Here is a 19,185-nt window from a genome sequence, read left to right on the forward strand (position 1 = left end):
AAATGAAGTGGTGATAGCTATATCACTCTCAACGAGGAGTGGCTGCATTTTGGGCTCGTTGCAAGAGTTGTTGAGCACTGGTCGCCCACTGCGCATTTCCCTGTGCATTAAACAAATCTCTAGCGTATTGCAACACCTGTTGAGCGTCAGCATATTTGCCCTGCCGCAGAAACACTAGACCCGCCCCATAGTAGGCGTTGGGATAGTTGGAGTTGGCTTGAGCCGATCGCCGAAATGCTTCTAACGCCGCATCCAGATTGTCTTGCTCAAACAAAATCGACCCGGCACTGTAGTGTGCCTCGGCATAGTTGGGATTGATACTGACTGCCTGTTGAAAGGCACGTAGAGCCAGGTTTTGTTGCCGCTGTTGCTGATAGACCAACCCCAGGTGATAGGGAGGTTCTGGCGCATTGGGACTGAGTTGAATTGCCCGTTGAAAGGCTTCGATCGCCTGTTGCCAGTTGCCCTGTTGTCGCCGCACTAAACCCAGATTGTAATATGCCAGACCCAGGTCGGGGTCAAGTTCGATCGCCCGTTGCAGGTAATCACCCGCCAGAGAAACGTTGTTGCCCTCTAGCAGAGCGGCTCCCAGGTTGGCGTATGCCAGGGCAAATCGAGGTTCTGCCTGGGTTGCCTGGTAGAAAGCCGTTGCCGCTTCTTGCAACTGTCCCTGTTGGCGCAGTGCCAACCCCAGGTTGTAGTAAGCAGGAGCAAGTCGGGGATTGAGGGCAGTGGCTTGGCGAAAAGCAGCGATCGCCTCATTCAGTTGCCCCTGGCGGATAAACTGCAAGCCCCGATTGAGTTCGCTTTCTCCGGTTACAGCTTGAGCCATCACGGTTGAAGATGGGGTTGCCTCAACTGATGTAGGCATTCCCATTAGGACAGCAGAACTTAAGATCACTCCAGAAACAAAACGGCTTAGTGACTTCATCGACATTAGATTCCTGTAATGCAACGTGCATCAACCACAACAGAGGCTTCGGTATTTAATACAGAACACGGTTTAATCAACCTTAACAGAGCAGGTTTTCGCGGTTGCTGCAAACGGGCGATCGCCTCGTCTGCTTCAGGTTGGTGTTCCATCAGCCAGGGATTTTGACGAAAGTATTTGGGTGTAAATGCATTGATCTCTGTATCAGTATCGATTAAGAAGAAATTAATTCCGTATTGTTTAATCAAGTTTTTTACATCGCCTACTCTAGGGCTGTAATGCGCTTGAATCAAGTCTTTAGTACGTTGCTCAATCTGGTTGTAATAGCCCAAATGGTAAGCAATGGCGTATTCCCTCCCTGTCAAAATTGATCGCCTGCTAAACGTAGGAATAACACTGCCTTCGGGGGAAAGTGAAGCAATCAGGATATCTTTGGGCTGTTGAGCAAAAAATTCATACACTTCCGGTGAGTGTCCTCGAATTTGGTTTTGACCTTTGAGAAATAAGGGTGGAAATGCCGGAATCAAAATAGACAGAATCAAGAAAATTCCTAATACCTTTAAAGCATTCTTGCGCGATCGCCCCAGCGACTGCCAATCGGATTCTTGTAGCCATCGTCTCCCCGTATCTAATAGCATGACGACGACTATTCCAGCCGCTAATGGCATGATAAATCGCCAGCTATGTTGGATATAGCGGCTAGGAACATAGAGCTTTAACAACAACAAATGGGCTAGAAAAAATAGGGCTAACGAGGGAATTAAAACATCTAAAAGAATACGAATGTTGGGAGAGATGAAGCGGGCTAAAGGATGGCGTTTGATCTGAAGTGGCAATAGGCAACTCATCCAGGCGATCGGTAATGTCAGAATGGGGGAAAGTCCCCCATCTCCAATGAGCCAAAACCTTAAAGGATTAGAATCAAAAAAGTTAGATCGGCCATCATCCTGAAAGGTCGCCATTAATCTCATTTGTTCTGGTGTTGGGGTAGGACCAAAAGCCCCAATGTCCCGCGAGAAAGTTAAGACTAACCCTAAGACAATGCCAATACCAAAGAACCAGACCCAATAATCAAATCGATCTTTTGAAAGAGCTAACTTTCCATTTTTCCAACTCACTAAACGAATGGTTAAAACACCCGCTTCTACTAATGCTAGTTGTGGATAAAACAGAGCTTGTAGGGCGATCGCCACGAGACAGGGCAGGAGCGATCGCTTGAGTAAGTAATATAAAAAAGCAAATAGAAATGGATATAAAAAAGCTCTGGGAGTTGCTGAAATCAGATCATCTTCAATCCAGATAGATTGAGTTAAAATAACGCTTCCAATGAAGGCGGATAAAGGAATTGGAAAGAGATCCAGGGCAATCCAAAAGGCATATCCAACAGTGATAAGACCCAGTAATAGGGGAAGCAATTTTGCGAGTAATAAAGGATCAATTCCTAACTGAGACATCCAGTCATAAAAGGTTTTGTAACCGACAGGAGCCACTGCCTGATAGTAGTCTGCAATGAGATCATTGGGGAATAGAGTTGGATCAACAAATCGCTCCATCCAGAACCCATGTTGCCGCACGTCATCTTGAACGATATACCTCTGGCTAAAGGCATTTAACAACCCCAGCCCACCGAAATATAAGGTCGGAATAAAACTCGCTGTAAACCAGACACGAATTTTGGCTGGATCAGCGGTTCTTTCCAATAACGAAGCATTCAACATGATGAGTTATAGCCGTAGCCACATTTGATGGGGTGGAGGCGAGTCAGAAAGCTCCACCAGAATCAGTATTTAAGACATTACCTTTGTCCTAAGCTTTCTGACCAAAGCTATAATTTATCTCAATTGGGCTTCGGTAATACAACGCGCATCTAACACAAATAAACGGCTTGTTTCTAACACAGAGCAGGGGCGAATTAACCGTGCCATTGCTGCTTTTCGACGCTGTTGTAATCGTGCGATCGCCTCATTTGCCTGGGGCTGATATTGAATCAACCAGAAATTATTCTGAACATACTCCGGTTTAAAGTCTCCCTTTTCGATTAGAAAGAAATCAACGCCGTACTGCTCAATAAATTGCTTCACATCGTCCAGGTTCGGGCTGTATTGCGCCTGCATTAAATCAAGAGCCCGCTGTCGAATTGGGTTGTAGTAGCCCAAGTGATAGGGCAGGGCATATTCCCAACTGGCGAGGATAGAGCGTTTGCTGAAGGTGGGAATGTTGGTAGCTTCCAGTGAGGAGGAGGCAACGAGAATATCGGGAGGCTGTTGAGCAAAAAACTCGTAAACCTTGGACGATCGCCCCGGCACCTGGTTGTGTCCACCCAAAAAAACGGGGGGAATGGCGGGAATGATGATCGAAATCGCTAGAAAAAAGCCCCACAACCCAACTAAGAGTTTTTGCGATCGCCTCAAGCCTGTCCATCCCGATTGCTGCAACCAGCGTAAGCAACTGGCAATCAGCATCGTAACGACGATCCCGGCTGCCAGTGCCATCACGACCCGCAGCGTGTGCTGGGTGTAACGACTGGGGACATAAAGCCGCAACAGGAGCAGGTGTGCCAGGGCAAACAGGGCAAACGAGGGAACCAGAGTATCGGTCAGAATGCGGATGTTAGGCGATATCCATCGCGCCAAAGGATGGCGTTTCAGCAGAAACGGCAAGAGCAAACTCATCCAAATAATCGGTAAGTCGAGCGTGGGAGAAATGCCGCTATCGCCTGTAAACCAGTAGCCAAAGGGATTAGGGTCAAAAAACTTGGCTCTGCCGTGCCACAGAAACTCAGGCATCACCTGCATTTGTTCCAGGGTCGGGGTAGGCCCATACACGCCAATATCCTGAGAGAAAATCAACACCAGTCCTAAAACAATCGCTGCTCCGATTCCCCAGAGACTGTAGTCGATCGGTTTACGGGAAAGGGTAAATCGACCGTTTCGCCACTGTATCAACCGCATGGTGAGAATGCCCACCTGAACCAGGGCAAGCTGTGGGTAAAACAACGATTGCAGGGCGATCGCCAGTAGACAGGGAAGGGGTGATTTCTTCAGCAGATAATATAAGAATGCCAATAAAAATGGATATAAAAAGGCTCTGGGAGTGCCCGTAACAATATCGTCTTCAATCCATAAACTCTGCGTCAGAATAGCGTTTCCCACGAAGGCTGCAAAGGGAATGGGAAGAATCTGAAATGCCACAGCAAATCCGTAAACAGCGGTGATTAAACCGAGGGGAACGGGCAACAGTTTTGCCAGCAGGAGAGGATCTATCCCCAGGTTGGAAGCCGCGTAGTAGAGGGCTTTGTACCCCACTGGAGCAACGGCTTGAAAGTAATCAGCAATCTGATCATTGGGAAATAGATCGGGGTTAACAAACCGCTGCATCCAGAAAACATGTTGCCGTACATCATCCTGAACGATATATTCGCGGCTAAAGGCGTGAAACACCCCAAACAGGCTGAAGTAAAGCGTTGGAATTAAGCTTAAGACAAACCACAGTCTAATCTTAGAAGGGTCAGACGTCTTCTCAAATAAGCTGGTGGTCAGCCGTTTTTGCACCATGGGAGGGACTAAACATGAGTTATAACTCCGTCATCATACCTCTATCTCGTTACGTTACAGGATTATAGATGCCGCGCAGGATGCCCCGTTGGGTTGCATCACCCATCACTAACAGGCGCAAGTATTCAAATTGCCACTCGTATAACACCCCATCTGGGTTGACCGCCCGATCGCGCAGTTGGGCAATTTGGGCGATCGCCGAGGCAGATGCATTGGAGTCTCGCACCAACCAATCTGCCAGGGGGTGCTCCCATTGGTCAAAAAACTTGGTAAGCAGGGCAAAATCACTCTCGTTAACGGCTCCACCCATCTCATCCGCAGACACAGCAAAATACAAATCTCTCTCATCAGGGTGGTCAAACTGTTGCAGAGCTGAATCGCGCAACACAGACCATTGATCATCAATCAGTGGAACCAGTTGCTTGAGTGTATATTTGCTGCAATCGCCTAACTCAATTCCAGCGATCGTCTCTACATCGGAGTGAGCCTGCAAAAACTCATGCAACACTTTAAAGAACGGATGTAATACTTCTCGTTCGATGGTTAGCACTAACTTGATTCCAGCCTCTGAATAGTCTGTTGTAGATGCTGTTGTAGCATTCACATGTAGACCATTGCGCTTTTTGTAAGCCGCATAGAGATCTTTTTGACTACGTTGATCAATGCAATACCAGACCGCATCTCCCAGGTGAGCTTTAAGAGCTTGTTTGATCTGTTCTGGGTCGAGTTCAACTGAACGGGGTTGAATCAGGGGTGAGTGGTGATAAGGCGCAGAAACCACTTCAGCGGCAAGATTCTGGCTCGCTTGCAACGGCTGAATGGTAGGTTGCTCAACGGGTAATTGGATTGTCTGTTGATGCAATGAATGAAGCTGGTGTTGTAATTGCGCAATCTGCTGCTCTTGCTCAATGATTAACTGATCTTTTTTTTTAAGCAATTCGTCTTTTTCAACAATTTCCAGCGCGTTCAGGGCAGTTTGAATCAGATCGGCGTAGAACGGCTGAGAAATATCAACGTCTTTAGCATCTTCCCGTCGTTTGCCCAGTAACCCCCGCTGGTGTTGGAGTTGAACTGTTAACACCTGCCCTTCTGCATTGCGAATTTGCAACTCTCGATCGTCGCCAACACCGGAAATACTGCACGTATATTGACGGTTGCTAAAGCGGAATTCTGCTCGCGTCAGGGGAGGATGCGTCTCATCCGAGTCATCCTCGGTCGCTGTCAGTTCATCAGTTGGGGGTAGCTCCGACTGCGGCACAATCACCTCCACTGGAGCAGTCCCCTCTGCTGGGGGCACGATCGCCTCAGAGAGAGGGATTTCTATCTGCCCATCTTCTACAGTTCCTCCGCTCGGCAACCGAACACCGACAATCTCCAACTCAACGGACTTCTCACCATTCCACTCATTCACCCGCAGCCGATAGGCAACATCAATCCGATTCGGCAGGGGACAATACTCGCCCCATCTCCAAGCGATCGCCTTAAAGGTCGGTGCTCTCAGGGCTGTGTCCTGTCCCAGGGTGACTTTGAGGTGGGAGCGATCGCGCCCGATTACCTGCTGCTCCAACACCCGCACATTGGGTGTCCAGAAGACCGGATCGGGATTCTCGATACCACAGGGATGCAAATGGTCGATCTGCTCATACAGGTCAAAGCTCAAATCCGCGAAATTTGCCTCAACGTCAATGTTGACCAGCGGCTTGAGGTGCTGAGGTTGTAGTTTCATCGCAGCAAAAATTCGTAGACGCGATCGCATCTCCGCCAGGTTTTCTGCGGATAGAGAGAAGCCCCCCGCCGCCTTATGTCCGCCAAATTTTCCTAAAACATCCCCACAAAACTGCAACGCCTCAAACACGTTGAATTCTGGAATGCCCCGTGCAGAGCCACGAATGTGAGTCTGTTCCTCATCTTCATAGGTGCCGATAAACACGGGCACACCATACCGCTCCACCAGACGCGAAGCCACGATGCCGATCACACCGTGATGCCACCCCGGTTGCACCACCACCAACACCTGATCCTGCTGGATATTAACACCGCTGGTTTCACACCAGGCGATCGCCTCCTGTTCAATCAGTTCGCACAGGCGTTGTCGCAGTTGGTTGACCTGCTCACACTTCATTGCCAGTTCAAGTGCCTGACCTTCATCATTTGTGGTCAACAGTTCGATCACCAGTTGGGGATCAGCAATCCGCCCCACTGCGTTGATGCGTGGACCCAACCGAAAGCCGATCGCCTCTGGCTTGAGTGCCTCCCGTTCGTTGCTCAACCCCGCCACCTGAATCAACGCCTGCACTCCCGTAATTCGGGATTTGGGGAGCAATCGCAATCCCCGCCGCACCCAACGCCGATTCACCCCGGTCAGGGGAGCCAGATCCGCGATCGTCCCCAGGGTAAACAGTTCAATCAACGGTGTTGTCAGATCCTGGGTCTTCTTCAAACATTGCGCCAGACAAACCGCCAGAATATATGCCACACCAACCCCAGCAACGCCACGATAGGGGGAGTCTTCCCGAATCAGCTTGGGGTTGAGAATCGCGTTCGCGGGGGGCAGTTGTTCGGGGATATCGTGGTGATCGGTGACAATCACCGCCAATCCCAACTCGCGAGCACGGGCGATTGGTTCGTAAGCGGCGATCCCATTGTCCACCGTCAGAATCAGCCGCACCCCTTCCTGGTGAAAGTCTTCAACGATGCGCTTATTGATGCCATACCCCTCATTCATCCGACTGGGAATGGCATAGTCCACCTGTGCGCCTAAAAACCGCAATGCCCGCAACAGTAGAGCAGTGCTGGTCATGCCATCGGCATCATAGTCGCCACAGATAGCAATGTAGTGTTGGTTGGCGATCGCCCACATCAACAGTTCTAGCGCAGTAGGCAGATCAGCAAACTCCTCCAATGGCGATGGCAACAGATCGGTTTCTGGATTCAAGAAGGACTGTGCCTTTGCAGTGGTGTCGATCCCCCGATTGATTAACACCTGAGCCAACAAGGGCGATAACCCAACTGCCTTAGCTAACGGCGTCGTCTGCTCAGGCTGAGCGGCAGCAATATGCCAGCGTTGACGCGGCAGACGTCCCGCACGGGGAATCGCCTCTAGAGCGGCAATCGCGTTTGTGTTTTGACTTGTACCCTGACGGGTGCCAGAAACAGGTTGATCCACAGAAATGGGTGGGGTTAACGTAGGGTAAGAGTAACCGGGAAGTGGTAATTACAAAGGTAATAGCAAAAATCAAAAGAGGTGCCAACAAAGGCTGCAATTTCTAATTTTAAACTGAATTGCTTGAGAAGATGTTTTGCCACGTCTGGAGCAATTCTGTATTAGAACTCCACGTCAGATGCCTCACCACCGCGTTCCCCCCGCAATTAGCAAAATCCCCGGCAACAATTACCATTCAATGCCCATAAGACATGAGTATGGCAATACTGCGTCCGGGGAATTGTTGCTTTAACAGCATTAAGTTTACGGGGACTGAGTCAGAGCCGACTCAGATTCAGCCTTTAAGCTTGGCAGATCAACTAGCACATAGGACACGCCGAACAGCAGGAAAGCATAAACAATCAAGGCTTGGGGCAGGAGCATGAACCGTAGGAACTTGCGTGAAAGAGTGCTTTGCATTGGATCCTCCAAAACTATGAAACGGTTAATTTTGATTTCTGACGCTTAGGCTGCTTCTCTGCAATCCAGCGAAGGACCGCAGCAGCAATAGTTAACAACACGAGGGGTAAGTACATGAACAGCGAAACTTCTTCAGCTCTATGGATAAATTCCTGCAAGAAAAAGTACCAGAATGTCCACATCCCCACGGTGTGAATCGAATCCCAAAGCCACGGTGAGAGTAATCGCGCAACCCCGGAGAAGGAGGTGACCGTCATGACGACCAGAAAAACGTATGAGACGATAGAGGCGATCAGCTCAACTCCTTCAATTCCGGGATGTTGGGTCAACCAAAAGATGCCGAGGAAACCGAGTGCATGATATCCGTACAAAATCGAGAAACTCAACCCCAGGTAACGTCTATTTGTACTCATCCACAGCGTTAACGAGGAGGGGAATAGCTTAACCAGGGAGGTCGCAAGAAACGTCATCAGGAAGATAACAAACGAAATGCGTCCGGTTGCCCGTAGGGAAAGCCTGAACCCTTCCTCCGTAAATCCGTGGTTTAAAAACAAAATGGCGAGTAGGACTCCGGTTGCAATGGTCAGTGTTAACACCACTTGCCACTTCTTAAAGTCGGTTCCAATATTATTAACGTTTTGCATAAGCTCCTCGACAAGTTGAAAGGGGAAGAATACTTTAACCGGGGGATGTTTGTGCTCTAATGAGCTTCATGCCACAAGCCCTTACTTCCTCGCCAAACCATAGGAGGATCGAGTCATGTGTAGAAGCAACACATCACAGAGTCTCACGTGTATTAGTTAGTAAAAAAGATGAACGTTTACTTCTTTTCAGTAAGAACTAGAAACGTTGTTCAAAATATAGCAACTGCCCTACTTGTAAACCAAAGGTATCTTTACTATCTTTACTGTTGCTTCATTGGGAAATACTTTTAGATGAAGTTGATTTGTATCGTATCTTTGATGGTTCCTGGGTTAATTTTTAGTGCAGGTGTAAAGGTTGAATCGTTGCATGTCAAAATAGACCCAAATCGTGAGGGTTTCCTGAATGACGACGGTGAGAGGCGACGGTAGAAATAACCAGTTAACTGGAACTCAAGCAGCAGACACCTTGTTGGGCTTGGGGGGAAGCGATAGCTTGTTTGGCTTGCAGGGTGAGGATCTGCTACAGGGGGGTGCGGGGAGCGATCGCCTCGACGGGGGTGCCGGGAGCGATCGTATGGTGGGAGGACGAGGTGATGACATCTATGTGGTCAATGATGCGGGTGACCGAGTCATAGAGGGCAATCGCTTTCAAGGGATCGACACCGTTGAGTCGTTTATTAGTGTGGCTCTCTCCCGTCATGTCGAAGATCTCGTTTTGCAGGGCAACCGACGCATTAATGGAACAGGGAATGCGTCGAACAATTTCATGATGGGCAACGGCAACAATAATGAGTTGCGGGGGTTATTTGGCGACGATCGCCTCTATGGTATGGGCGGAGATGATCGTCTAGAAGGTGGCAAAGGTAAGGATATCCTCGCTGGTGGAGTGGGAAATGACACTTATGGAGTGGATGATTCTGGTGACATCTTATTGGAAGACCCCAATCAGGGAACGGATACCGTTGAAGCGTTCATTAACTTCACTCTGACAAATGCGTTTGAAACGCTGGTGTTGAAGGGCAATGCTGTTCAAGGAACCGGAAACAGTGACACCAACACTCTCACTGGTAATGCCGGAAACAATGTTTTGAATGGAGGCGCAGGTGCTGACAACATTACAGGCAATGCTGGAAACGACACGCTGACCGGGGGAGATAGTCGCGATCGCGACTTGTTCTTCTACACTACTGGACGCGCCTTTGCCAGAGCCGATATTGGGGTTGATACCATCACCGATTTTGTCCGCCGCACCGATGTCATCGTCTTATCAAGAACGACCTTTGGGATTAGCAATACATTCGCCAGTGGTGATCCCTCGCAGTTTCAGTCGGTTGCGACTGATGCTGATGCTGGGGCAAGCCCCGCCCGTATTGTGTTTAGTCAAGCAACAGGCACGCTCTTTCTAAATGCCAATGGCACCTCTTCAGGTTTTGGCAGTCGCAACACAGGCGGTAGCTTCCTCATTTTGAGCGGTGTGAATGCGTTGGATGCAAGGGATTTTGTGATTCAGCCTTAAAAGGCTTGAGTTCGAGGGTTTCACTTACGGGCAGGATCTTGACCTTAAAAGCATTCTTAAAAGCATCCTTGTTGCGATCGCGACCCATCCGGCATGGTGGCACCACAAAGATTAGAGCGAGTTAGATCCACGTCGTCCAGGTTGGCACTGCTCAAATTAGCTCCCCTCAGATCGGTGTTCTCTAACACCGCGTCTTCAAGGTCGGCCCCACTTAAGTTAGCATCCTTGAGATTCACACCCACTAAATTTGCCTCGGCTACGCCTTCCAACTGCCCAAACAAGCCAAAGCGATTTAGGGAGAAGATGTCTCGCGTGCCAAATAGCGGAGCAATGGTAGATAGTGAAATGCTGGTGTCGCTGAGATTGGCCCCTGTCAGATTAGCTCCCTGAAAGTTGGTGTTGATCAAAACACTGCCACTAAGATCAGCATTCACCAGGGTTGCATTACTCAGATCCGCGTTATGAAGGGCGATCGGGAGTCGTAAGTTAGCATCCGTAAGGTTGGCATTTTGCACGTTAGCGTCTAACAGATTGGCACCCTTTAGGGTTGCTCCTGTGAGATTAGCACCGATTAGCGATGCGGTTGTTAAGCGAGCATATTCCAGATCAGCGTCAGTCAGATTGGCTTGATCCAGGTTTGCTCCTACCAAATAGGCTCCATCCAATTGTGCTCCTTGCAGATTGGCTCCTTGCAGGTTAGCTCCTTCTAAGTTGGCGCGATCGAGATCTGCCCCTCGGAGGTCTGCTCCCTGTAGGTTGCATTGCACACAGGCGTTAGTATCCAGCAATTGTTGAACAGCGGCACCTGTGGCGATCGCCCCATCGGTTGCTTCTCCGCGCAGCGTTCTACGAGCCAAATCGGGTTGAACTGAAGATTTTAATCCCTCTAGAAAACCGATTCCTGAGAGCACGTTCAATACGTTGCTCTGGTTGGCTCCATCTGGAGAGTCAGTTAAAACGGTGAGATTGGTGATGGCAAAATCGATATAGCCTGTGAAGTTGTAAGTAGTCACCCCAACCACTTGATCAAAAGGAATTTGAAGCTCTGTCGTTGCGCGTTGGTTGTTTAACAACTCGATTGGCTCACCTCGTTCGACATAAACGGTTAAGCCTCGCTCAGTAATGTCAATCTTGCAATTGCCACTCTGATCGTCATATCCCAAATCAAAGAGACATTTCACCTCAACACCCGATCGCTGGTCTAATACAACCGGAATGTCTACCCCCTCGCAGCGGCTATTGTGCGGAAAGCGAGAACACAACTCATATAGCTCTCGCAACTCGTTAGTGGGGCGTTGCGCCAAAGCCGGACTGGCAGCACTCATCGGTAACAACAGCAGCATCGCAGTCAGAATTGCTCGTTTCATAATCTCAGGGGAATAGGTTCACCTATTCCTATCTCTGAGGGGTTATTCCCGATGCAGTCATACCGAGCAGGTGATTTTGTGCAGACGTGCTGCTGAGAGTCATGGATTCAATCGATTCGCAAGGGTTTAGCAGAACAATTTGTACCCTTTAATATATAGAGTTCTCACAGGATTGTGTTTTATGCGATTGTGTCACGATCTCTGCCACCGCATCTTATGTAGAGCTTTTATTTGTTATTGAGAAGAAAATGAAGTTCTGCAAAAGATCGGTTGAAGTGACCATTTAGTTTTCTTCTCCGTAGATTTACTGTTACGGGCGAGACAAATTTAGAGCACAGTTTTAGTTACTTTTCTCTCAAAAGCTGTGTATTTTCTCACCTATGTTTAAGGCAACCCTTTGGAGCGTTTTGCTTGCCCTGGGCTTTTGGTTCACTGCCCCAATCCCTGCCATGGCAGCAACCACTTTTCCGTCTTCGACTGGTCAAACGCCTCTACAATCGGCATCCTTACTCGACTTGGAATACCAACCGACCGTTGAAGTAACCGAGATTCGCTCTGGAGTGTTGCCCGGAGTTGTGATTGGGGGACGATATGAGGGATTGTTACGGATCTTGCAGGAGCGATATACGGCGACGGGGCAATTGCCCGACCAATTTGATCAGGGGGTGCGATCGCTCATTGAGGACGAACTGATGCAAGCGGGATACAACGTTGTCTCATCCCCATCGAACTCGATTTTTGCTAACCAGTTTACCGATGCAACAGAACCAGGACGGTTTTTAATTGGAGGTACGATTACCCAATCCAAACTCAACTCCTACAGTTCTCTCTGGGGCGATCGCACGGAGGATGAGCGTACAGTGCGGTGGGAGGTCTTTGATCGTGAGATCGGAAAAGTCATTTATCGCCAAGCCACTCAAGGGGTCGCGCAAGCAGAGGGCATTGATAACCTGGCAGCTACCTATGAAGCAATCCGTGCCAGCTTTAGAACGGTACTTCAAGAGCCGACGCTAATCGCTGCGCTGGCTCAACCTTCGACGTCAGAACCGCCTGTTCTTACAAGCAACTATGAAATTCAGGCGATCGCCACTGCAAATGAAGCCCTCTCACTGGAACAACTTGTGGGGCGATCCATCCCTTCAATTGTGCAGATTCAAACCCCTGGTGCTCGGGGCAGTGGGTTTCTGATTGGCTCTTCTGGCTTAGTCGTGACAAACCAGCATGTGATTGGTTCTACCTTTGCGGTGAAGGTCAAGCTATACGATGGCTCGACCCATGTAGGTCGGGTCTTAAAGCGAGATGCCAGCTATGATGTGGCGTTGCTGCAATTAGATGAAGCAGTGGAGCAACCGATGGGTCTACCGATTTGTCACACCAATGCAGTGAAGGTGGGAGAAGCCGTTGTGGCGATCGGTAATCCGCTGGCGTTGTCCAATACCGTGACTCAGGGGGTCGTTAGTGGCTTTCGCTATGACTCATCCCGTAACCTGATCCAGACGGATGCGGCGATCAACCCTGGTAACAGCGGTGGACCTTTACTCAACCGTCAGGGTGCTGTCATTGGTATCGTGACTGAAAAGATGGTGAGTCGAGGCGTCGAAGGGTTAGGCTTTGCTCTGCCAATCGGAGAAGCATTGCATCGGCTCCATGTGCAAGTTCAAACACCTGTAGGCTCTCTGCTGAACTCATGTGGTAGCCCGACAGCTACTGGAGTAGTCCTGACCGCTAGCGGAGTCAACAGCCAATAAAGCATATATACAGCAACCGAGAGGGGTTGGTTAGGACGGGGTGCCTAGCTCCACACACCGCCTTGTATAGCCGTAGCCACATTCGATGCGGCGGAGGCGAGTCAGGAAGCTTTCCCAGCATCAAGGTTTGAGCCATTGCCGTTGCCTTAAGCTTTCTGACCAAAGCGATATACACAAAAATGCTTGCCCTACAAAGGGACAAGCATTGATGGTATGAGGGTGAGTTTAACTGGCAGAAGACGCGACTATCGCGTCAGGGAAACTGTTTCGCATTGCCCTACCACAGACCACGCACAGGCTCATTGGTAGAGTAACCTGCACCCGAAGTTCCCGTGCTGGGCTGGGTTTCAAAGTTTTGCTGAGTGGTTGTTCTCTGCTGAGTGGTTGTTCCAGTTGTACCCTGCTGGGTTGTTCCAGTTGTACCCTGCTGAGTCGTGCTACCCTGGCGAATTGTGCTGCCATCTTGAGTGCCTGCTTCCGTTTCGCTGGTGGGAGGAGCGTCTCGCTGGTCGCGTGGAACATCGAGTTGAGAAGGATCAGAGGTCGCATCAGGACGATTTGGATCTTGAGAGGTTGGAGTACCAAAGTTGGGTTGCTGATTGTTAACCTCAGTGTCAGCAGAAGGAGGAGCATCTCGTTGGTCACGTGGAACATCGAGTTGAGAAGGATCAGAGGTCGCATCAGGACGATTTGGATCTTCCATGGTCGATGGATTACCACTGGGTGGAGCACTGCTTTGAGCCAAAAGTTGACCTTCTACAAGACGGGCGTTTGCAGGCAGTATTACTCCTAGGGAAGCCACAACGGCGATCGCAGTACCTGTCAAAATCGTGCGACTTTGCATGAACATGTTCATCTTCCTTACTTTATATAGTCTAGAAATGCAACAAGCGTCCCTTTCAGGTGGTTGAACTGATGTAACGCGACAGCGATCTCAGAGTATTCTGAGTGGTTTAAGTCAGATGTTGTCTGTGGATAAGCCCTGGACAACCAATCTGTAACAGGGTGATCCCATCACACCTGGAGGAGTGCTATATCTCAACCCCAACCTGGAGTAGATGACGCTTGATGAGCTAAAAGAAAGTAACCCTTCTTTGAACTCGACCGAAGAAGCAGCTCAGTAACCAAGGGGCACCAAAACAAAGCAATATTTCGTTTCTCAATTGATAGAAATTGAAGTCAAAATCATCTAATCTCAACAATCTTTAGAAACGAAAAAATTGTTTGTTCATCTCAATCTACAGACCAATCTAGAAGGGTACATCTAACTTGAGCTAGATATAAATCTTTAAAGAGATATAAATGATTGTGAACTGTTATTTCTCTAAAAGTATTTCCTGGCAAGCTTTTCGCCGTATACGAACTAACAGATTTATTTGCTAAAAATATTTATTTAGTTTGTTTCATCAGTCTTTGGATAGAAACAATATCAGTTCTTTTAATCCAGATTCAACTGATAGATATAGCAATCCCATATGTGTTATGAGCATTGATCAAGAAGGCATCCGCCACTTATTACTGGATAGACAATAACGAATGACCTGTAACAAATAATCTGTAACAAGTGTCACCTACTGGCTGCCTGACAAAACTTCTAAAATGCAACAATTCTGTTCTTAATTCTCGTTAATTCTCGTTCCCAGCTTCTAGCTAGGAATGTCCTACAAGTGGCTTTGCCACTGCTGTTCAGGAGGCAGAGCCTTGGAACGAGATGTGTTGGTCAATCAGCTATCTGCCTCTTATCCCTCTTCTATAGCAACTGTCGAGACAATTAATACAAGGGGGTGAAACCCTTGCACCCTGTCCTAACCAATCCCTCGGTTGCTATATCACTACCTCGTTTTTAGACTCCTGCCTGAAAATGGAGTGACAAAGGCTAATGCAAAACACATTCCCCTCACCCATATTAGCTACGGTGTATATATAAGTCCTCTCAGTCCCCTAAATCTCCTGACTTTGGGGAGCTTTGAACCTTTGCCAAAGGTCTTGACCCTACTAGAAACACCCGTACTTGGAACTGATGCGAAGCGCACCTGGGGTTCACCGAAACACCTTCTGCTAGGGAGTTTGGGGGAAACTCCCCCAATGTCTGGTTCTCCAATTATGGAAAAGAGCAGAGATCGGTATACACCGTAGCTCATCTTAGGGGAGGGGAACATTAGATTTAAAGGATAGGTTGATGAGCTTTACGACATCGACAGGAAGGAGAACTGTAAAGCCTTACTGTTTAATCGGCTTAATAAATCGACTTTAATCGATGGCTACCATCACATCGCTAGATTTAATTACAGCATAGGCTTCCTTTCCTTCTGATAAACCCAACTTTTCGCAAGAAGCCTTGGTGATGATTGCCGTAACTTCAACTCCGGGTGCAACTTCAATGGTCACTTCGCTGTTGACTGATCCAGGAACGATCGCTTTAACTGTACCTTTCAAAGCATTACGAGCACTAATTTCCATAGCTGAATCCTCTCTCACAAACCCCAATTTAGATAACTATCATCACTACAACAAGTCACTTAAAGAGGTGTCATTAAACACACTATAAATCAGATAAATTAGCAGTGAAATATTTTTCTAAATACCTCTCTAAATGAAGTTATAGGAGTATAAAAACCATTTTTAGAATAGAGCATTTTAGTAATATTGGTCACTGGTTAAACCTGGGATACGGATAGAGAAACGCATCAATTTCTACAGTAACCAAAAGGGTGGTTAGGACGGGGTGAAATACCATCACAGAGTCTCTATCCCAACCCTAAGATCTTCTTCAACAAAAGCTGATCCTCTAACTTTGGATAAAATCGTTCATTTTCAATATCTCGAATCCAGCTTTGGCTTTTTCCCATTTGTTCTGCCAGATCACGCTGACTAATGCCCAATCGCTTGCGAGTTGCGGTAATTTGCTTAGCTGTAATTAACCCCTTTAAAGAAGGTTGCATATCGCTACGACTACTTTGCTTTTTAAACTGACTTCGTTGAGCAGCATTTTTAGTTAATTTCTGTCCTTTTTTCTGTTGTTCCTTGTGGGACTGCTTCCAATCAGAGGGCAATTCAAATTTGAGAATACGGGCATTCATCAACAGATTCCACTTGCCACGCGGACTTGCATCCGTCAGACGAGTATTGCAACTGGCATCATTGATCCAAAATTCCAAAGCTGCTTCTGCATCATCGGGCACGTCATTTAACTTAACCCATAAGGGTTGAATCTCGGATGGATAGGTTTCAGGATCAAAAATGGGTTTAACACCATAGTGATTTAATACTTCTAAATCACTTTCAAACGATCGGAGTAATCGCTTTCGTTCTTCTCGATGAACAGACGCTAACATCAATCGTTTCTCTCCATAGGCAATCCGCATCAGTGTTGTTGCCATGATGCGTTGTTCTTGTCCCAGTCTTACCTTAAACAGCAACCACAACATAATTCGGGCAGCACCCTCATGTTGTTGCCAAATACTCATCACTGTAGTAAGGAGCGATTTGGGTAAAGTGCTGTATTGATAAAAAACAGCTTGTTCTTTGCAGCCTTCTCGATTGAGAAAATATTTTGCCCAGATGCCAGGTCGGATTGTAAATGTCAAACCAACGAGGTGCTTGCATCCCGCCTCATCTTCCTGGAAGTAGTGTTGGATGTTGAGTAAATGCCACAGTGGTTGATTTTCAAACGAAAACCCTGGAATCCGTCCCTGCGGTGGGCATTTCATCGAAGCCTTAATCGAACAGGCTTGTTGCGCGATTTCTTTAATTAGAGTTAGCTTTGCAGGTTTGGTCAAATCCTTGCGTTTATCTAAACCCAGATATTCTTCAATTTGGCGATCGCCCACAATAAATTCTTGCTGCCAGGGTTGGCTCAATGCCGTTGCGTGAGCGGCATAGATCAGGTGCATACAGGCTGCCCGAATATCAAATGATTCAACCGGATTGGTAGAGTCATTATCAGTCGAGAAGATGTTAACAGGCTCAGCGATGTGTAGCGTTAAGACACCACTCCGATAGAGCGATCGCTGATAATAAAAATGACCTTGCTCGTCTTGAGTCCATATCAAAGACTGACGTTGAGACAGCAAATTGCAGGCTTCCCAGATGACGATCGCAGACGCAAAGGGATGGTTTTTGCCGTTGCTAAATAAATCCGGACTGGTTAACGCTCGCACGCCCTGTTTTGTTCTTCCCCGTTTGGCTTGAGCAGGTGTAGGAAGGCTGAGGGGACAGCTAATGACACACTGAGGCTCAGCGTGATTTTTGCAATCATCACACAGGGCAGAGTTAATCCAATATTGCCCATCGATCACATCAATCGCGCCTGAGGGGCAATGCGGACGGCAGTTATCGCACGCTACACAATCACTAGAGATTTTGTAAGCCATACAAAAGGCACTATTTGCTGAAATACACGAGACTTAACCCTTTTGTAAACGGCAACTATCTGGTTAGAACGGAGGGTACAGAGAGTATTCCGGTTGGGAAGACCTGTACTCTATTCAAATCCAGTGTTTCAGTCATGTCATGACAGTTCTACAAAACAGGGTTGGATGGATCTTGTAAAGTTTATCAGTCAACAACGTGGGAATAATTATTATTTAGTTGAAAAACTTGATTCGTTCTGTCCAGATTGAGCGATTAAAGATTCTTTTAAGATTTATCCTTCCAGGCTTTTTAATATCCATTAAATATCGCCTTCTCCTTCAAATAGAGTCTTCAATGGCAACGCATGTAGTCCATGCATCTCACTCAAATATCGCGATAAGACATCCGTTTGCCCATGGGTGACGTACACTGTCTTGGCTCCTGTTTGCAAAATAGTATTCACTAAACCCTGCCAATCAGCATGATCTGAGAGTACAAAACCTCGTTCATAGCCTCGTCGTCGTCGTGCTCCCCGTACCGCCATCCATCCGGATGCAAAAGCCGTTTGGGGATGTTGAAACCGCTTCATCCAACTAGAACGGTGGGCAGACGGTGGAGCCAATATCAGATCACCGTTGAACTTGTAACTGCGGGGCATCTCCGATGCCGGGAGCGTAGGCACCATCGGCACTCCCAATTGCCGATAGATCTCCGTCAACACATGTACTGCCCCGTGCACATACACAGGTTGATCGGTAAACTTGGCTAACTCTCCCAACACTCGTTGGGCTTTGCCAAAGGCATAGCAAAACAGCAACGAAGGGCGAGTGCAATCGCTTTTCCACCAGTCGTAAATCTGCCGACAGGTTTCTTCGCCTGTATTCCAGTGATAGATGGGCAATCCAAATGTCGCTTCAGTAATGAACACATCACAGGGCACAACTTCAAACGCTGCACAGGTCGGGTCATCACCTCGTTTGTAATCGCCTGAAACTACCCAGACTTCATCGCCGCACTCAACACGGATTTGAGCAGACCCCAACACATGTCCCGCTGGATGAAACGACACCCAGGTATTGCCCAGTTTCAACTTTTCACCGTACTCAACCCCTTGCAGATTGATGGCATCACCCAACCGCTTCTTTAGAATCTCCTGGGAGAGATGGACAGCAACGTAATGGGCTGAGCCAGAGCGAGCATGATCGGAGTGGGCATGGGTAATCAGAGCGCGATCGACAGGTCGCCAGGGGTCGATATAAAAATCGCCCTGCTCGCAGTACAGACCTTCTTGACGAACGGTGATAAGTGACATGGTAAATGTTACGGTCTTATGTACATACGATAGGGGATGGGATGTGGGCTTTACTTTCACCGTTCGACTAAACTCACGATAAAGCTCCTGCAATCGGTTCTAACCCTTATATAGCAACCCTAAATGATTTGTGAAAGT

General features: G+C 48.0%; 13 protein-coding genes and 1 pseudogene. 2 read left to right on the forward strand and 12 right to left on the reverse strand.

What is annotated here, in order from left to right:
* Positions 1 to 28 precede the first annotated feature (28 nt).
* The 6 genes and pseudogenes from H6G89_RS00150 to H6G89_RS00175 all read right to left on the reverse strand — a co-directional run bounded on the left by H6G89_RS00150 (position 29) and on the right by H6G89_RS00175 (position 8,751).
* Positions 29 to 871, reverse strand: coding sequence for a tetratricopeptide repeat protein (locus H6G89_RS00150; protein ID WP_242059765.1), 843 nt, complete (start codon positions 869 to 871; stop codon positions 29 to 31).
* Between the two features lie 65 nt (positions 872 to 936).
* Positions 937 to 2,649, reverse strand: a complete 1,713-nt coding sequence (locus tag H6G89_RS00155; protein WP_190502975.1) for a hypothetical protein — start codon at positions 2,647 to 2,649, stop codon at positions 937 to 939.
* A gap of 114 nt (positions 2,650 to 2,763) precedes the next feature.
* Positions 2,764 to 4,485 (reverse strand): hypothetical protein, encoded by a 1,722-nt coding sequence (locus H6G89_RS00160; RefSeq protein ID WP_190502977.1) that lies wholly within the window; start codon positions 4,483 to 4,485, stop codon positions 2,764 to 2,766.
* 1,351 nt (positions 4,486 to 5,836) lie between these two features.
* A pseudogene (gene recJ / locus H6G89_RS34795) lies at positions 5,837 to 7,597 on the reverse strand (single-stranded-DNA-specific exonuclease RecJ); the annotation flags it as partial.
* Between the two features lie 354 nt (positions 7,598 to 7,951).
* Positions 7,952 to 8,107 (reverse strand): hypothetical protein, encoded by a 156-nt coding sequence (locus H6G89_RS00170; RefSeq protein WP_190502979.1) that lies wholly within the window; start codon positions 8,105 to 8,107, stop codon positions 7,952 to 7,954.
* Between the two features lie 14 nt (positions 8,108 to 8,121).
* The gene (locus tag H6G89_RS00175) at positions 8,122 to 8,751 is read right to left on the reverse strand and encodes a hypothetical protein (RefSeq protein ID WP_190502981.1); all 630 of its coding nucleotides are present in this window, start codon (positions 8,749 to 8,751) and stop codon (positions 8,122 to 8,124) included.
* Positions 8,752 to 9,154: 403 nt separating this feature from the next.
* On the opposite strand from H6G89_RS00175, the gene H6G89_RS00180 reads away from it, so the two are divergent.
* The gene (locus tag H6G89_RS00180; RefSeq protein WP_190502983.1) at positions 9,155 to 10,267 is read left to right on the forward strand and encodes a calcium-binding protein; all 1,113 of its coding nucleotides are present in this window, start codon (positions 9,155 to 9,157) and stop codon (positions 10,265 to 10,267) included.
* Positions 10,268 to 10,323: 56 nt separating this feature from the next.
* Here H6G89_RS00180 and H6G89_RS00185 read toward each other — a convergent pair whose 3' ends face one another.
* Complete coding sequence (locus H6G89_RS00185; protein WP_190502985.1) at positions 10,324 to 11,634, reverse strand: pentapeptide repeat-containing protein; 1,311 nt, start codon at positions 11,632 to 11,634, stop codon at positions 10,324 to 10,326.
* Positions 11,635 to 12,014: 380 nt separating this feature from the next.
* On the opposite strand from H6G89_RS00185, the gene H6G89_RS00190 reads away from it, so the two are divergent.
* Complete coding sequence (locus H6G89_RS00190; RefSeq protein ID WP_190502987.1) at positions 12,015 to 13,382, forward strand: S1C family serine protease; 1,368 nt, start codon at positions 12,015 to 12,017, stop codon at positions 13,380 to 13,382.
* On the opposite strand, the gene H6G89_RS00195 is transcribed toward H6G89_RS00190, so the two are convergent.
* The 5 genes from H6G89_RS00195 to H6G89_RS00215 all read right to left on the reverse strand — a co-directional run bounded on the left by H6G89_RS00195 (position 13,369) and on the right by H6G89_RS00215 (position 19,047).
* Positions 13,369 to 13,545, reverse strand: a complete 177-nt coding sequence (locus H6G89_RS00195) for a hypothetical protein (protein WP_190502989.1) — start codon at positions 13,543 to 13,545, stop codon at positions 13,369 to 13,371. The genes H6G89_RS00190 and H6G89_RS00195 overlap by 14 nt on opposite strands.
* Before the next feature lie 114 nt (positions 13,546 to 13,659).
* Positions 13,660 to 14,232: a hypothetical protein gene (locus H6G89_RS00200; RefSeq protein ID WP_190502991.1), complete on the reverse strand. Its 573-nt coding sequence runs from the start codon at positions 14,230 to 14,232 to the stop codon at positions 13,660 to 13,662.
* A gap of 1,400 nt (positions 14,233 to 15,632) precedes the next feature.
* Complete coding sequence (locus H6G89_RS00205; RefSeq protein ID WP_190502993.1) at positions 15,633 to 15,842, reverse strand: TOBE domain-containing protein; 210 nt, start codon at positions 15,840 to 15,842, stop codon at positions 15,633 to 15,635.
* Positions 15,843 to 16,129: 287 nt separating this feature from the next.
* On the reverse strand, positions 16,130 to 17,755 hold the full coding sequence (locus H6G89_RS00210) for a helix-turn-helix domain-containing protein (protein ID WP_190502995.1): 1,626 nt from the start codon (positions 17,753 to 17,755) through the stop codon (positions 16,130 to 16,132).
* Between the two features lie 299 nt (positions 17,756 to 18,054).
* Positions 18,055 to 19,047, reverse strand: coding sequence for a ligase-associated DNA damage response exonuclease (locus tag H6G89_RS00215; protein WP_190502997.1), 993 nt, complete (start codon positions 19,045 to 19,047; stop codon positions 18,055 to 18,057).
* Positions 19,048 to 19,185 lie beyond the last annotated feature (138 nt).

The sequence above is a fragment of the Oscillatoria sp. FACHB-1407 genome (assembly GCF_014697545.1).
Classification (GTDB): domain Bacteria; phylum Cyanobacteriota; class Cyanobacteriia; order Elainellales; family Elainellaceae; genus FACHB-1407.

Coding starts and splice junctions, on each gene's coding strand:
- H6G89_RS00150 (WP_242059765.1), bottom strand. CDS start 871: ATGCCTACATCAGTTGAGGCAACCCCATCTTCAACCGTGATGGCTCAA.
- H6G89_RS00155 (WP_190502975.1), bottom strand. CDS start 2,649: ATGTTGAATGCTTCGTTATTGGAAAGAACCGCTGATCCAGCCAAAATT.
- H6G89_RS00160 (WP_190502977.1), bottom strand. CDS start 4,485: ATGGTGCAAAAACGGCTGACCACCAGCTTATTTGAGAAGACGTCTGAC.
- H6G89_RS00170 (WP_190502979.1), bottom strand. CDS start 8,107: ATGCAAAGCACTCTTTCACGCAAGTTCCTACGGTTCATGCTCCTGCCC.
- H6G89_RS00175 (WP_190502981.1), bottom strand. CDS start 8,751: ATGCAAAACGTTAATAATATTGGAACCGACTTTAAGAAGTGGCAAGTG.
- H6G89_RS00180 (WP_190502983.1), top strand. CDS start 9,155: ATGACGACGGTGAGAGGCGACGGTAGAAATAACCAGTTAACTGGAACT.
- H6G89_RS00185 (WP_190502985.1), bottom strand. CDS start 11,634: ATGAAACGAGCAATTCTGACTGCGATGCTGCTGTTGTTACCGATGAGT.
- H6G89_RS00190 (WP_190502987.1), top strand. CDS start 12,015: ATGTTTAAGGCAACCCTTTGGAGCGTTTTGCTTGCCCTGGGCTTTTGG.
- H6G89_RS00200 (WP_190502991.1), bottom strand. CDS start 14,232: ATGTTCATGCAAAGTCGCACGATTTTGACAGGTACTGCGATCGCCGTT.
- H6G89_RS00205 (WP_190502993.1), bottom strand. CDS start 15,842: ATGGAAATTAGTGCTCGTAATGCTTTGAAAGGTACAGTTAAAGCGATC.
- H6G89_RS00210 (WP_190502995.1), bottom strand. CDS start 17,755: ATGGCTTACAAAATCTCTAGTGATTGTGTAGCGTGCGATAACTGCCGT.
- H6G89_RS00215 (WP_190502997.1), bottom strand. CDS start 19,047: ATGTCACTTATCACCGTTCGTCAAGAAGGTCTGTACTGCGAGCAGGGC.